Annotated in this window: 9 protein-coding genes and 3 pseudogenes; 6 read left to right on the forward strand and 6 right to left on the reverse strand. The window is 71.0% G+C overall.

Going from position 1 to position 14,799, the window contains the following annotated elements; translation table 11 throughout:
• Positions 1–5: 5 nt before the first annotated feature.
• Positions 6–1,399, forward strand: a pseudogene (locus tag WJ438_RS30895) (ABC transporter permease subunit).
• Positions 1,396–2,235 carry a carbohydrate ABC transporter permease gene (locus WJ438_RS30900; RefSeq protein ID WP_406728136.1) on the forward strand — a complete coding sequence of 280 codons (840 nt, stop codon included), beginning with the start codon at positions 1,396–1,398 and terminating at the stop codon, positions 2,233–2,235. Before WJ438_RS30895 ends, WJ438_RS30900 begins: the two are co-directional and overlap by 4 nt.
• 100 nt (positions 2,236–2,335) lie before the next feature.
• Here the strand turns inward: WJ438_RS30900 and pgl are convergent, their stop codons facing one another.
• From pgl to tkt, 5 genes and pseudogenes are all read right to left on the reverse strand, one after another.
• On the reverse strand, positions 2,336–3,121 hold the full coding sequence (gene pgl, locus WJ438_RS30905) for a 6-phosphogluconolactonase (RefSeq protein ID WP_406728137.1): 786 nt from the start codon (positions 3,119–3,121) through the stop codon (positions 2,336–2,338).
• Positions 3,118–4,295, reverse strand: a pseudogene (gene opcA, locus WJ438_RS30910) (glucose-6-phosphate dehydrogenase assembly protein OpcA). Before opcA ends, pgl begins: the two are co-directional and overlap by 4 nt.
• Complete coding sequence (zwf, locus tag WJ438_RS30915) at positions 4,292–5,815, reverse strand: glucose-6-phosphate dehydrogenase (RefSeq protein ID WP_406728138.1); 1,524 nt, start codon at positions 5,813–5,815, stop codon at positions 4,292–4,294. Before zwf ends, opcA begins: the two are co-directional and overlap by 4 nt.
• A gap of 4 nt (positions 5,816–5,819) precedes the next feature.
• Positions 5,820–6,938: a transaldolase gene (tal, locus tag WJ438_RS30920; RefSeq protein ID WP_406728139.1), complete on the reverse strand. Its 1,119-nt coding sequence runs from the start codon at positions 6,936–6,938 to the stop codon at positions 5,820–5,822.
• 33 nt (positions 6,939–6,971) lie between these two features.
• On the reverse strand, positions 6,972–9,059 hold the full coding sequence (gene tkt / locus WJ438_RS30925) for a transketolase (protein WP_406728140.1): 2,088 nt from the start codon (positions 9,057–9,059) through the stop codon (positions 6,972–6,974).
• Between the two features lie 344 nt (positions 9,060–9,403).
• On the opposite strand from tkt, the gene WJ438_RS30930 reads away from it, so the two are divergent.
• From WJ438_RS30930 to WJ438_RS30940, 3 genes are all read left to right on the forward strand, one after another.
• The gene (locus tag WJ438_RS30930; protein WP_406728141.1) at positions 9,404–10,357 is read left to right on the forward strand and encodes a heme o synthase; all 954 of its coding nucleotides are present in this window, start codon (positions 9,404–9,406) and stop codon (positions 10,355–10,357) included.
• A 95-nt stretch (positions 10,358–10,452) separates the two neighbouring features.
• On the forward strand, positions 10,453–10,833 hold the full coding sequence (locus tag WJ438_RS30935) for a hypothetical protein (RefSeq protein ID WP_406728142.1): 381 nt from the start codon (positions 10,453–10,455) through the stop codon (positions 10,831–10,833).
• A 117-nt stretch (positions 10,834–10,950) separates the two neighbouring features.
• Entirely contained in the window at positions 10,951–12,060 is a 1,110-nt protein-coding gene (locus WJ438_RS30940) for an amidohydrolase family protein (RefSeq protein ID WP_406728143.1), read from the forward strand.
• A gap of 54 nt (positions 12,061–12,114) precedes the next feature.
• On the opposite strand, the gene WJ438_RS30945 is transcribed toward WJ438_RS30940, so the two are convergent.
• The gene (locus WJ438_RS30945; RefSeq protein ID WP_406728144.1) at positions 12,115–13,122 is read right to left on the reverse strand and encodes a COX15/CtaA family protein; all 1,008 of its coding nucleotides are present in this window, start codon (positions 13,120–13,122) and stop codon (positions 12,115–12,117) included.
• Positions 13,123–13,480: 358 nt separating this feature from the next.
• Between WJ438_RS30945 and WJ438_RS30950 the strand changes: the two are divergent.
• Positions 13,481–14,787 (forward strand): annotated as a pseudogene (locus WJ438_RS30950) (RNA-guided endonuclease InsQ/TnpB family protein).
• The last annotated feature ends 12 nt before the right edge of the window (positions 14,788–14,799 follow it).

Below are 14,799 nucleotides of genomic sequence, written 5' to 3' on the forward strand. Positions count from 1 at the left end.
CGACCATGACCGCCACCCTGGTGAAAGAGGCGAGCCCGCCGGCTTCTTCGCACCCCGATCGTGCCCGCCGCCGGCGCCTGCGCCGGCGGGGGCGGATCGTCGCCGTGCTGTTCGTGCTGCCCGCCCTGCTTCTGCTGGGCGCGCTGGTCGTGTACCCGGTGCTGTTCTCCGTCGGCCGCAGCCTCTTCGACGCCTCCGGCACCCGGTTCGTGGGCGGTGAGAACTACCTCGAGATGTTCCGCGACCCGACCACCCTCAAGGCCGTCCGGAACACCGCGATCTGGGTCGTGATCGCCCCCACCCTGCTCACCGGCCTGGGACTGATCCTGGCCGTGCTGGTGGAGAAGATCCGCTGGGCCACCGCCTTCAAACTGCTGCTGTTCATGCCGATGGCGGTGTCCTTCCTGGCAGCCGGCATCATCTTCCGGCTCGCCTACGACGACGACCCGGACAAGGGCGTGCTGAACGCCGCCGCCGTCACGGTCCACGACGCCTTCAAGGGCAGCTCCTCCTACCCGACGGCCCGCGCCCGCGAGGCCGTCGGGGGCGGGGAGGGGGCGCCGGGCCGGGCCTGACCAAGGAGGCCGACGGCGCCTACACGACCGGCGCGGACCTCTCGCCGGGCACCGTCACCGCCCTCGGTCTGGTCGGTGTCGCACCCAAGGACCTGCCCGACGACGCCGCGCCCGCCCACCCGGCGGCCACCCGCCAGGAGGCGGGCGCCGACGAGGTCCGCGGAGTGGTCTACCTCGACTTCACCCCCGGCGGGGTAGGAGAGCCGGGCGTGGTCGACCGGCAGGAGAGCGGGCTGCCCGGAATGACGGTCGAGGCGGTCCGCGACGGACGCACCGTCGCGAGCACGACGACCGCCGCCGACGGCTCGTTCCGCTTCACCGGCCTGGACAGCGGCTCGTACGCGATCAAGCTGCCCGCCGCCAACTTCGCGCCCCCCTACGACGGCATCTCCTGGCTCGGGCCCACCCTGGTCACCCCGGCGATCATCGGGTCCTACCTGTGGATCTGGACCGGGTTCGCGATGGTGCTGATCGGCGCGGGACTCTCGGCCCTGCCGCGGGACGCGTTGGAGGCGGCGCGGATGGACGGCGCGAACGAGTGGCAGATCTTCCGCCGGATCACCGTCCCGCTGCTCGCACCGGTCCTCACCGTCGTCTTCGTGACCCTGGTGATCAACGTGATGAAGGTCTTCGACCTCGTCTACATCATCGCGCCCGGACCCGTGCAGGAGGACGCGACCGTGCTCGCGACCCAGATGTGGCTGGTGTCGTTCGGCGGCGGCAACGACCAGGGGATGGGCAGCGCGCTCGGCGTGCTGCTCCTGCTGCTGGTCGTCCCCGCCATGGTCTTCAACGTCCGCCGCTTCCGAAGGAGTCAGGGATGAACGCGATCCGGCGCGGCCTGGGCAACGCCGTGGTGCAGGCGTTCCTGGTCGTGATCGGCCTGGTGTGGATGACCCCGCTGGCCGGCCTGTTCCTCTCCTCGCTGCGGTCCGCGGAGGACACGGCCAAGGGCGGCTGGTGGACGGTGCTCACCAGCCCCGGGCAGCTGTCCTTCGACAACTACGCGGCCCTGCTGAAGAACGCGGGGATGACGCAGGCGTTCTGGAACACCGTGCTGATCTCGGTGCCGACCACGGTCCTGGTCGTGGTCGTCGCGGCGCTCGCCGGATACGCCTTCGCCTGGCTGGACTTCCCCGGCCGCGACGCGATCTTCCTGCTCGTGGTGGCGCTGCTGGTGGTCCCCGTGCAGGTCGGGCTGCTGCCGGTCGCCAAACTCTTCGGCCAGCTGGGGCTGTTCGGCACCATCCCCGGTGTCGTGCTGTTCCATGTGGCGTACGGGCTGCCGTTCGCGGTGTTCCTGCTGCGGAACTACTTCGCCGAGATGCCCAAGGAGATGCTGGAGGCCGCCCGGATGGACGGCGGCAGCGAGTGGCGCATCTTCACCCGGCTGATCCTGCCCGTCGGGCGTCCGGCGATCGCCAGCCTCGCCATCTTCCAGTTCCTGTGGGTCTGGAACGACATGCTGGTCGCCCTCCTCTTCGCCGACAGCTCCTCGCAGCCGCTGACGGTCGAACTCCAGTCGCAGATCCGCCAGTTCGGCAGCAACATCGACGTGCTCGCGCCGGGTGCGTTCCTGTCCCTGGTGGTGCCGGTCGCCGTGTTCTTCGCCTTCCAGCGGCACTTCGTCCAGGGGGTGATGGCGGGCTCGGTGAAGTGACGGACACCGCCCCACCCGGAAGCCACCCCGCCCGGAAACACACGGACCCCCGCCTCCTGACGGAGCGGGGGTCCGACACGTGCGGTTCGCGCTCCGCGCGCTACGCCGACGCCGGCGGATACAGCGCCCGCGGCAGCTGCGAGGCCGCCGCCGCGTCCAGCAGCCACAGCGTGCGGGCCCTGCCGTACGCGCCCGCCGCCGGGGCCTGGATCTCGCCCGCGCCGGACAGGGCGATCGCCGCGGCCTCCGCCTTGTCCTCGCCGGCCGCCAGCAGCCACACCTCCCGGGCCGCGCGGATCGCCGGGAGGGTGAGCGTCACCCGGGTCGGCGGCGGCTTGGGAGCCCCATGGACGCCGACCACCGTGCGCTCCGTCTCCCGCACCGCGGGCAGCTCCGGGAAGAGCGACGCCACGTGCGTGTCCGGGCCGACACCCAGCATCAGCACGTCGAACGTCGGCACCGCTCCGTGGTCCGTCGGGCCCGCGGCACGGGCCAGTTCCTCTGCGTACGCGGCCGCCGCCGCGTCCACGTCGGCGCCGTGCGGTCCGTCGGACGCGGGCATGGCGTGCACGCGCTTCGGGTCCAGCGGCACCGCGTCGAGCAGCGCCTCACGGGCCTGAGTGACATTGCGCTCCGGGTCGCCGTCCGGCAGGAACCGCTCGTCGCCCCACCACAGGTCGATCCGGCTCCAGTCGACCGCGTCCCGGGCGGGCGCGGCCGCGAGCGCGGCCAGCAGACCGTTGCCGTTGCGGCCGCCGGTCAGCACCACGGACGCCGAGCCCCGCGAGGCCTGCACGTCCACGACCCTGGTGATCAGCCGGGCCGCCGCGGCCTGCGCCATCAGCTCCTTGTCGCGGTGCACGACCAGCTGCGGTGCCGTACTCACTTCGCCTCCACCTTCTTCAGCGGTGCCTGCGCCGTCGCCTCGACCGCGGAACCTTCCGCAGCCGGTCCGCCGGGAGCGGCGCCCGCCGCTCCTTTGGCCGGCGACTCACCCGCCGGCCTCCCGGAGTCACCCGACGCCTCGTCCAGGGCACGCGACACCTCGTCGAGCGCGGTCGACGCCTCGGTCAGCCCGCGCGACACCTCGTCCAGAGCACCGGACGACGCCTTCGTCGCGCCCGCCCCTGTCGCCGGATTCCTCAGCCGCTCGACCCCGTACCGCAGGGCCGACGCGTACGTGTCGTCCGGGTCCAGCCGGCGCAGCTCCTCCGCGATCAGCTCCGCGGTGTCCCGGCGCTTGAGCGCCACCGCCCGCTTCGGCTGGCCCTGGATGGACAGCGTCGCGAGCGAACCGTCGGCACGGTCCAGCACGATCGGGCCGCAGTCGGTCGACAGGCGGACCGCGGTGAGCCCCGGGCCGCTCGACAGCGCACGCTTCACGGGCACGCCCAGCCGGTCCGCGAGCCACATCGCCAGCAGCTCACAGCTCGGGTTGAACTCCTCACCCTCGACCTCCACGCCCTGCACCTCGCAGGTCACCTGGTCCAGAGCCGCGGCCAGCATCGAACGCCAGGGCGTGATCCGGGTCCAGGACAGGTCAGTATCGCCCGGGGTGTAGGAGTCGGCGCGGGCCGCGAGCTCCCGCACCGGCTGCTCGCAGGCGTAGGTGTCGGTCACCCGGCGCTGGGCCAGCGCGCCCAGCGGGTTGCCGGCCGGGTTCAGCGGGGAGTTGACCGGCCACCAGACCACCACCGGGGCGTCCGGCAGCAGCAGCGGCAGCACCACCGACTGGGCGTGGTCGGCGACCTCGCCGTACAGCCGGAGCACCACCGTCTCACCGGTGCCCGCGTCCGCGCCGACCCGCACCTCGGCGTCCAGCCGGGACTGCGTACGGTCGCGGGGGAGCGGGACACGCGCTTGATGACGACCAGGGTGCGCGAGGGATGCTCACGCGAGGCGTCACCGGCGGACTTCAGCGCGTCGTAGGCGTTCTCCTCGTCGGTCACGATGACCAGGGTGAGCACCATGCCGACCGCCGGAGTGCCGATGGCCCGGCGGGCCCGCACCAGCGCCTTGTTGATCTCGCCGGCCGTGGTGTCCGTGAGGTCTATCTTCATGGCCGGCGCCAGCTCCGTCCGTCTCGCTCGAGCATGTGGTCCGCCTCGACGGGCCCCCAGGTACCGGCCGAGTACTGGGCGGGCCGGCCGTGGTTGTCCCAGTACTCCTCGATCGGGTCGAGGATCTTCCAGGACAGCTCGACCTCCTCGGTGCGCGGGAAGAGATTGGAGTCACCGAGCAGGACGTCGAGGATGAGCCGCTCGTACGCCTCCGGGCTGGACTCGGTGAACGACTCGCCGTAGGCGAAGTCCATCGACACGTCCCGGATCTCCATCGACGTACCGGGGACCTTGGAGCCGAACCGCACCGTGACACCCTCGTCCGGCTGGACGCGGATCACGATCGCGTTGGAGCCCAGTTCCTCGGTGGCCGTCGTGTCGAACGGCGAGTGCGGCGCCCGCTGGAACACCACCGCGATCTCGGTGACCCGGCGGCCCAGCCGCTTGCCGGTGCGCAGGTAGAAGGGCACACCCGCCCAGCGGCGGTTGTCGACGCCCAGCTTGATCGCGGCGTACGTGTCGGTCCTCGAGGAGTCGTCGATGCCCTCCTCCTCCAGATACCCGACCGCCTTCGCGCCGCCCTGCCAGCCCGCCGCGTACTGCCCGCGCACGGTGTCCCGGCCCAGGTCCCTGGGCAGCCGCACGGCGCCGAGCACCTTGGTCTTCTCCGCGGCCAGCGCGTCCGCGTCGAAGGAGGCCGGCTCCTCCATGGCGGTCAGCGCCATGAGCTGGAGCAGGTGGTTCTGGATGACGTCACGGGCGGCGCCGATGCCGTCGTAGTAGCCGGCCCGGCCGCCGATGCCGATGTCCTCGGCCATGGTGATCTGCACGTGGTCCACGAAGGACCGGTTCCACACCGGCTCGAACATCTGGTTGGCGAAGCGGAGCGCCAGGATGTTCTGGACGGTCTCCTTGCCCAGGTAGTGGTCGATCCGGAAGACCTGGTCCGGGGCGAACACCTCGTGGACGATCGCGTTGAGCTCCTCGGCCGACGTCAGGTCGTGGCCGAAGGGCTTCTCGATCACCGCGCGCCGCCAGGAACCGCTGCTCTGGTCGGCCAGCCCGTGCTTCTTCAGCTGCTGGATGACCACCGGGAAGGACCGCGGCGGCACCGACAGGTAGAACGCGAAGTTGCCGCCCGTGCCCTGCGCCTTGTCCAGCTCCTCGATGGTGCCGCGCAGCCGCTCGAAGGCGTCGTCGTCGTCGAAGGTGCCCTGGACGAAGCGCATGCCCTGGATGAGCTGCTGCCAGACCTCCTCGCGGAACGGCGTGCGGGCGTGCTCCTTGACCGCGTCGTGGACCACCTGCGCGAAGTCCTCGTGCGCCCACTCGCGGCGGGCGAACCCGACCAGCGAGAAGCCCGGCGGCAGCAGACCCCGGTTGGCGAGGTCGTACACGGCCGGCATCAGCTTCTTGCGCGAGAGGTCGCCCGTGACGCCGAAGATGACCAGGCCCGACGGCCCCGCGATACGCGGGAGCCGTCGGTCCGCGGGGTCACGCAGCGGGTTGCTGCTCGACAAGGTGTCAGCCCTCCGAAGGGGCGAGGCGCGCGAGCTCCGCCTCGGTCGACTTCAGCAGGTCGTTCCAGGACGACTCGAACTTCTCGACGCCCTCGTCCTCCAGCAGCTGCACCACGTCGTCGTACGCGATCCCCAGCCGCTCCACGGCGTCGAGGTCGGCGCGAGCCTGCTCGTAGGTGCCGGCGACGGCGTTGCCGTTGATCTCGCCCTGCTCCTCGGTGGCCACCAGGGTCGCCTCCGGCATGGTGTTCACCGTGTTCGGGGCCACCAGGTCGTCGACGTACATCGTGGCCTTGTAGGCCTTGTCCTTCACGCCGGTGGAGGCCCACAGCGGACGCTGCTTGTTGGCGCCCTCACGCTCCAGCGCGCTCCAGCGGTCGGTGGCGAAGACCTCCTCGTACGCCTGGTAGGCCAGGCGCGCGTTGGCGACGGCGGCCTTGCCGCGCAGTGCCTTGGCCTCGTCGGTGCCGAGCGCGTCGATCCGCTTGTCGATCTCGGTGTCCACGCGGGACACGAAGAACGACGCCACCGAGTGGATCTTCGACAGGTCCAGGCCGCGCTCCCTGGCCTTCTCCAGGCCGGTCAGGAACGCGTCCATGACCTTGCGGTAGCGCTCCAGGGAGAAGATCAGCGTGACGTTGACGCTGATGCCCAGGCCGATGGTCTCGGCGATCGCCGGGATGCCCGCCTCGGTCGCCGGGATCTTGATCAGGGTGTTGGGCCGGTCCACCAGCCAGGCCAGCTGCTTGGCCTCGGCGACGGTGGCGCGCGTGTCGTGCGCGAGACGTGGGTCGACCTCGATGGAGACCCGGCCGTCCTTGCCGTCGGTGGCGTCGAAGACCGGGCGCAGGATGTCGGCGGCGTCGCGGACGTCCGCCGTGGTGATCATCCGGATGGCCTCTTCGACCGTGACCCTGCGGGCGGCGAGGTCGGCGAGCTGCTGCTCGTAGCCGTCTCCCTCGGAGATCGCCTTCTGGAAGATCGACGGGTTGGTGGTGACGCCCACGACGTGCTGCTGGTCGATCAGCTCGGCGAGGTTGCCGGACGTGATCCGCTTGCGCGACAGGTCGTCCAGCCAGATCGCGACGCCTTCCTCGGAAAGGCGCTTCAGTGCGTCTGTCATGGAATTACATCTCCTACGTGTCGTGTGTGAGCGTCAGCGCTGGGCCGCGGCGAGTGATTCCCGGGCCGCGGCCGCCACGTTCTCGGCGGTGAAGCCGAACTCCTTGAACAGCACCTTGCCGTCGGCGGACGCGCCGAAGTGCTCCAGGGACACGACGCGCCCGGCGTCCCCGACGTACTTGTGCCACGTCAGACCGATCCCGGCCTCCACCGCGACACGGGCCCTCACGGCCGGCGGCAGGACGCTGTCCCGGTACCCCTGGTCCTGCTCCTCGAACCACTCCACCGACGGCATGGACACCACGCGCGTGGGTACACCGGCGGCCTGCAGCTGCTCGCGCGCCTCGACGGCGACGTGCACCTCGGAACCGGTGGCGATCAGGACGACCTGCGGCTCACCACCGTCGGCCTCGAACATCACATAGCCGCCGCGCGCCGCGTCCTCGTTCGGCTCGTACGTCGGCACGCCCTGCCGGGTGAGGGCCAGACCGTGCGGGGCGCCCTTGCCGAACTCCTTGGTCCAGCGCTTGAGGATCTCGCGCCAGGCGATCGCGGTCTCGTTGGCGTCCGCCGGGCGGACGACGTTCAGGCCGGGGATGGCGCGCAGCGAGGCCAGGTGCTCGATCGGCTGGTGGGTCGGGCCGTCCTCGCCCAGACCGATGGAGTCGTGCGTCCACACGTACGTCACCGGCAGGTGCATCAGAGCCGACAGCCGCACCGCGTTGCGCATGTAGTCGGAGAACACCAGGAAGGTGCCGCCGTAGATCCGGGTGTTGCCGTGCAGCGCGATGCCGTTCATCCCCGCGGCCATGGCGTGCTCGCGGATACCGAAGTGGAGGGTGCGGCCGTACGGGTTCGCCTCGGGCAGCGGGTTGCCCGCCGGGAGGAACGACGACGTCTTGTCGATCGTCGTGTTGTTGGAGCCCGCCAGGTTGGCCGAGCCGCCCCACAGCTCCGGGACGACCGCGCCGAGCGCCTGGAGCACCTTGCCGGACGCGGCACGGGTGGCGACCGCCTTGCCCGGCTCGAAGACGGGAAGCGTGTCCTCCCAGCCCTTGGGCAGCTCACCGGCCGCGATGCGGTCGAACTCGGCCGCGCGCTCCGCGTTGTTGCCCCTCCACTCCTGGAACGACTTCTCCCACTCGGCCCGTGCCCGCTTGCCGCGCTCCAGCGCGCCGCGGGTGTGGCCGAGGACCTCGTCGGTCACCTCGAAGGTCTGCTCCGGGTCGAAGCCCAGCACCCGCTTGGTGGCCGCCACCTCCTCGTCACCGAGCGCCGAACCGTGGGAGGCCTCGGTGTTCTGCGCGTTCGGGGCCGGCCAGGCGATGATCGAGCGCATCGCGATGAACGACGGTCGGTCGGTGACCTTCTTGGCCTCCTGGACGGCGTCGTAGATCGCGTTCGGATCCAGGTCGCCGTCCGGCTTAGGGGCCACCCGCTGCACGTGCCAGCCGTAGGCCTCGTACCGCTTGGTGACGTCCTCGGAGACGGCCGTCTCGGTGTCGCCCTCGATCGAGATGTGGTTGTCGTCCCACAGCAGGACCAGGTTGCCGAGCTTCTGGTGGCCGGCCAGCGAGGACGCCTCCGCGGAGATGCCCTCCTGCAGGCAGCCGTCACCGGCGATGCAGTAGATGAAGTGGTCGAAGGGGGACTCGCCCGGGGCGGCCTCCGGGTCGAACAGGCCGCGCTCGTAGCGGGCGGCCATCGCCATGCCGACCGCGTTGGCGACGCCCTGGCCCAGCGGCCCGGTCGTCGTCTCCACGCCCGTGGTGTGCCCGTACTCCGGGTGGCCCGGCGTCTTCGAACCCCAGGTGCGGAACGCCTTCAGGTCGTCCAGCCCCAGACCGAAACCGGCCAGGTACAGCTGGGTGTAGAGAGTCAGGGACGAATGGCCGGCGGACAGGACGAAACGGTCCCGTCCGACCCAGTCGGCGTCCGAGGGGTCGTGCCGCATCACCTTCTGGAAGAGGGTGTACGCGGCGGGCGCCAGGCTCATCGCCGTACCGGGATGGCCGTTGCCGACCTTCTGTACGGCATCGGCGGCCAGGACGCGGGCGGTGTCCACGGCCCGCTGGTCCAGTTCGGTCCACTCGAGGTCTGTGGTGGTCGGCTTGGTGCTCACCCTGAGTCAGGGCTCCTCTCCACATGTTTTCGGATGCCGGATGAGTACACACCGGCGAGGTCGAGCCTACCCCCGTAGGGCGTGCATCCCCCGAGTCGTTCCAGACTGCGGGTAGTCCCGGCGATCCGCCCCCTGACAGGGAAGTATTCTCATTCGGCAGATGAATACGGAGCCGCTCATCCGGCTGCTCAATCGAGCTCGGATCTCTGCGGTGAGCGGCCGTTTCCCCCACGACCCGACCCCCGCGAATGTTCCGGGTCTGGGCAACGTCTAAGGTGGCGTGGTACGCGCGAGCCTTTACCTCCACTTCACAGGGGGAGGGCTTGCTGGGAACTCTGTCAGGGGTGCGAGTGACGGCCGTTGAATCCCGTCCTGCGGGGGTTATCGGGACGAGCCAGAGCCCGAGTCACCGGCCGTTCGGGGCCCGTGTCAAGGCGTTCGTGGCGCTGACCAAGCCGCGGATCATCGAACTGCTGCTCATCACCACGGTTCCGGTGATGTTCCTGGCGCAGCAGGGTGTGCCCGACCTGGGGCTGGTGCTGCTGACCTGCCTCGGCGGCTACCTGTCGGCGGGCGGCGCCAACGCGCTCAACATGTACCTCGACCGCGACATCGACGCGCTGATGGACCGCACCTCGCAGCGTCCCCTGGTCACCGGCATGGTCAGCCCGCGCGAGTGCCTGGCCTTCGGCATCGGCCTGGCCGTCGTCTCGACGCTGCTGTTCGGCCTCACGGTCAACTGGCTGTCCGCCTGGCTCGCCCTCGGCGCGCTCCTCTTCTACGTCGTCGTCTACACGATGATCCTCAAACGGCGTACCTCGCAGAACATCGTGTGGGGCGGCATCGCCGGCTGCATGCCGGTGCTGATCGGGTGGTCCGCGGTCACCAACTCGATGTCCTGGGCGCCGGTCATCCTCTTCCTCGTCATGTTCTTCTGGACGCCGCCGCACTACTGGCCGCTGTCCATGAAGGTGAAGGAGGACTACGCGCGCGTGGGCGTGCCGATGCTCCCGGTGATCGCCAGCAACAAGGTGGTCGCCAAGCAGATCGTGGTCTACAGCTGGGTCATGGTCGCGGTGTCGCTGCTGCTCACCCCGCTCGGCTACACCGGCTGGTTCTACACCGCGGTCGCGCTGGCCGCGGGCGGCTGGTGGCTGTGGGAGGCGCACGCGCTCCTCAACCGCGCCAAGTCCGAGGTGGCCGGCGGCAAGCTCAAGGAGATGCGCCTGTTCCACTGGTCCATCACCTACGTGTCGCTGCTCTTCGTGGCCGTCGCGGTGGATCCCTTCCTGCGGTAGTCCGCCCCAGAGACGTTCCGACGGGCGGGGTCCGTGGCCAAGACCACGGACCCCGCCCGTCGCCGTTTGATCTACCCGTCGGTAGCATCCTGGTCATGGCAGACAAGCAGCAGGCGGACCCGGCGGCCGAGCGGAACAGCGGGCAGCGGGCCGAACAGAGGACCGAGCGCAAGGCCGAGCGGAAGGTGGCCCGGCTCGTCAAGCGGATCAACGGCTTCGCCACGGCCCACGGCGGCGCCGAGGGACAGATCGCCTACCTGGGACAGCGCGGCGCCCGGATCGTGCTGGTCGGCGAGGACGGCGACTGGGGCGATCTGGTCGCCCACTCCTACGCGATCGCCGAGAAGGCGGCCGAGAAGGCGGGGATCACCCTCCACGAGAACCTCGACGGCGAGTTCGCGGCCAAGGTCAGGACCGGCCCGTACGAGTGGACCCGTATGGCCGGCCTCCAGATCGGCGGCCCGGCCAACGGCTGACCCGGCGGCCGACCGTCCACGGCAGGCACCGTGTCGGACGTCCCGCAACACCTCCGCCCCGGTTCACCCGTTAGAGAGCTGTACAAGCCGACGCGGCGTCTTTCGTGGGGAGCCCGGATGATCGACATGCCGTCCCTCGTGGACCAGTACTGCCACGGCGTCCTGCGCACCGAGCTGGGCCTCGGCACCTTCGAGGCCCAGCTGGTCCGCACCGAGGGCCCGCCCGCCCCGGGGACCACTCTGTTCGACACCCAGACCGGTTTCGCCGTACGCCGCTGGTGCCCGCCCCTGCTCGGCCTGGAGCCGCACTGCCCGCCCGCCCGCTATCTCGCCCGGCGCCGTGAACTGGGCGTGGCCGAGACGGCCCGCCTGCTGCTGCGGGCCAGCGGCATCACCACCTACCTGGTCGACACCGGACTGCCCGGCGACCTCACCGGCGCGGCCGAGCTGGCCACGGCCGGCGCCGCTGAGGGCCACGAGATCGTGCGTCTGGAACAGCTGGCCCAGCAGGTCGCCGACACCTCCGGCACCGTGGAGTCCTTCCTCGCCAACCTCGCCGAGTCCGTGCACGGAGCCGCCGCGCACACCGTCGCCTTCACCTCCGTCGCCGGCATGCGGCACGGGACGGCGCTCGCGCCCGAGCCGCCGGGGCCCGGAGAGGTGCGTGGCGCGGCCGCGCGGTGGCTGGCCGCACGCCGGGTCGGGGGCGAGCTGAGCGACCCGGTGCTGCTGCGGCACCTGCTGTGGATCGCCGTCGCCTCGGGCCGGCCCCTGCAACTGCACGCGGGGCTCGGCGCGCCCGGCAGCTTCCGGGTGGAGGGCACCGACCCGGTGTTCCTCGACGGGTTCGTCCGGGCCACCGCCGGGCTCGGCACCGACCTCGTCCTGCTGCACGGCTACCCGGACCATCGCCACGCCGCCCACCTGGCCGGCGTCCACCCGCACGTCTACGTCGACTCCGGCGCCGCCCTGGCCCGCACCGGCGCCCGCGCGGCGACCGTCCTCGAGGAGGTCCTGGAACTCGCCCCCTTCGGCAAGATCCTCTTCTCCAGCGGCGCCCAGGGGCTGCCCGAACTGCATGTCGTGGGCGCCCGGCTGTTCCGTGAGGCGCTCGGCCGGGTGCTCGGCGCGTGGGTGACCGAGGGAGCCTGGTCCCAGGAGGACGCGCAGCGAGTGGCCGGGATGATCGCGTCGGGGAACGCGGACCGGGTGTACGGGCTGGACTGACGGCTACGGACCGGACCGACAGCCCGGGGGCCCTGCGGCCACGGCCCCGCGGGCTCAGGCAGTCGTCAGCTTCGTCTCGGTCGCCGGACCCTGCAGATCGGTCACGGCCTCGGGCCGCTCACGCAGGGACAGCAGGACCCGCACCACCCATATCCACATCACACAGGAGCCGAACATGTGGGCGCCGACCAGGACCTCGGGAAGATCGGTGAAATACTGGACATAACCGATCACGCCCTGTGCGAGCATGATCAGGAACAGCTCGCGGGTGCGGTGCAGCGGTTCCTTGGGGGCGTCGACGGCCTTCAGGACGAACCACAGGGCGAACGTCAGCGTCACCACGATCCACGCCAGCACCGCGTGCACCTTGCTGACCGTCTCCCAGTCCAGCGGCATCCGCTCGACCTCGCTGGAGTCACCCGCGTGCGGTCCCGAGCCGGTCACCACGGTGCCGACCGCGATCACCAGGACGGCCGCCGCCACCAGGAACCACACCAGCTGCCGCACGGCCGTGCCGACCAGCGGCCGGGGCTCCCCGTCGCCCTCGCGGACGCGCTGCCACATCACCGTGGCCACCGCGATCAGCGCCGAGGAGAGCAGGAAGTGCGCCGCGACCGTGTACGGGTTGAGACCGACGAGGACCACGATGCCGCCGAGGATCGCGTTGCCCATGACGATCCAGAACTGGGTCCAGCCCAGCCGGGTCAGGCCGCGCCGGTACGGCTTCTGGGAGCGCACGGCGATGATCGCCCAGCCGACGGCGGCGCACAGCACGTACGTCAGCATGCGGTTGCCGAACTCGATGACCCCGTGCAGGCCCATCTCCCGGGTGCTGGTGAGCGAGTCGTCGGTGCACTTGGGCCAGGTGGGACAGCCCAGGCCGGAGCCGGTCAGCCGCACGGCTCCACCGGTGACCACGATGACCACCGCCATGACGAGCGCGGCGAGGACCGCCCGCCGGACCGTCCGGGGGTCCGGGGTCCAGCGTGCGGCGATGAAGGCGAGCGGGTTGCGCAGGATTGCCTGGGCGTCGGCGCGGGTCACGTTTGGCACGCTTCCCATCGTAGGGCGCCGCTTGTGCACGCTTTCACGAGGGTCCGCCCTGTCGCGGTCCCGTCCCGTTCTTCCTGTTCTTCCCGCCCGCTCACCTGCTTCTTGCGGGGATGTCCCGGCGTGCGCGCCGGGGAGGAATTGCATCCGGATGTTGCGACGCGGGGCGTCGTCGTGTCCGGTTCAGGGCGCGGAGCGCCCGTGCGGTTGCCTGGAGCCCGAGGTGATGCGGACGCGCGTGCCCGTGATCGCTGGTCGGGGTGGTGGCTGTGCGATCGGGTACGCACGTGCGGCGGTCGCACATACGCTCCTGACGGAGGGGTCGGATGCCATATGTCCCGGGCCGGGACCGTGAGAGGGAGGGGGCGGCATGGTGCGGGTGGGGGCGGTCGCGGAGGCCGGGCAGGCCCGCTGCACCTACCGGCTGCGTGTGTCGTCGTCCGCGCGTACGGCGCTGGTGGCGGAGTGGGACCGGTGCCGGTGGATCCGGAACGAGTGCGTGGCCGAGTCCAAGGCCGTGCACGTCCGCAACCAGGCCCATCCGGAAGCGAAGCTGACGTGCGGCCCGGCGCAGCTCGACCGGATACCGACCGAGGCCCGCACGAAGCCGGCGTGGCTGCGCGAGGGCTCCTCGGTGGTGCGGCAGCAGATCATCCGGGACTTCGGCAGGTCCCGCGCCGAGGCGCTGAAGGACATCAGGGACCGGCTCCCGCAGCGGCGCCGGGCCGGGATGCCGAAGCACAAGAAGAAGCGCGGGGCGCTGCCCACGCTGAACTGCACCCGGCGCGGGTTCCGTCCGACGGACGGGCGCCTGCACCTGGTGGGCGGCATCGTGCTGACGGTGGTGTGGTCCCGCGATCTTTCGGGTGACCCGTCCGGTGTGCGCGTCCATCAGGACGGCACCGGGGCGTGGTACGCCAGTTTCGTCGTCCCCGCCACCGCCGAGCCGCTGCCTGCCACGGGCCGTGTGCTCGGTGTGGACTGGGGCGTGACCGAGACCGCCACCACGAGTGGCACCCACGACCTTCCCCATGCCCAGCACGGAAAGAAAGCGGCGGCGAAGCTGTCGCGGTACGACCGGATGATGGCCCGGCGCCGCCCGCCGAAGGGGCAGCCCGGCTCGAAGGGACACCACGAAGCGAAGCGGCTGCGCGCCAGGGCCTACCAGAAGGCTGCCCGGCGACGCCCGCATGGGGTCTCCCCTGCTCGGAGCTTGTCGGAGAGTTCGGGGAAGGGCCAAGCGAGTCGTGACCGACCACGACGCGACCGCGGTCGAGGACTTCCGCCCGAAGTTCCTGGCCAGGACCACCATGGCGCGCAAGGCCGCCGACGCCGCCATCGGCGCCACCACGCAGGCCCTGATCGAGAGGGGCCGCAAGCACGGACGCGATGTCCGGTTCGTGCTCCCCCATAGCCCGAAAGGCATGGGAGGTGCCCCCCTCGCGCATACCACGATGGACTGCGCCCGGTGCGGAGCGGATGGACTGCGCCCGGTGCGGAGCGAGAGCCAAGCACGCACTGCCGCTGGGAACGCGCACCTGCACCTGCACCGCATGCGGAACCGTGAGCCCACGGGACAAGAACTCCACCCGCGTGATGCTCCTCCGGGCCGGTCTCAACCCGGCTGATGCCGAGGGGGTAAGACCCGACCGCTCGTTGAGCGGCCGGGCAGCCTGAGTCAGGAATCCC

The organism is Streptomyces sp. GD-15H (assembly GCF_045291515.1).
Taxonomy (GTDB): domain Bacteria; phylum Actinomycetota; class Actinomycetes; order Streptomycetales; family Streptomycetaceae; genus Streptomyces.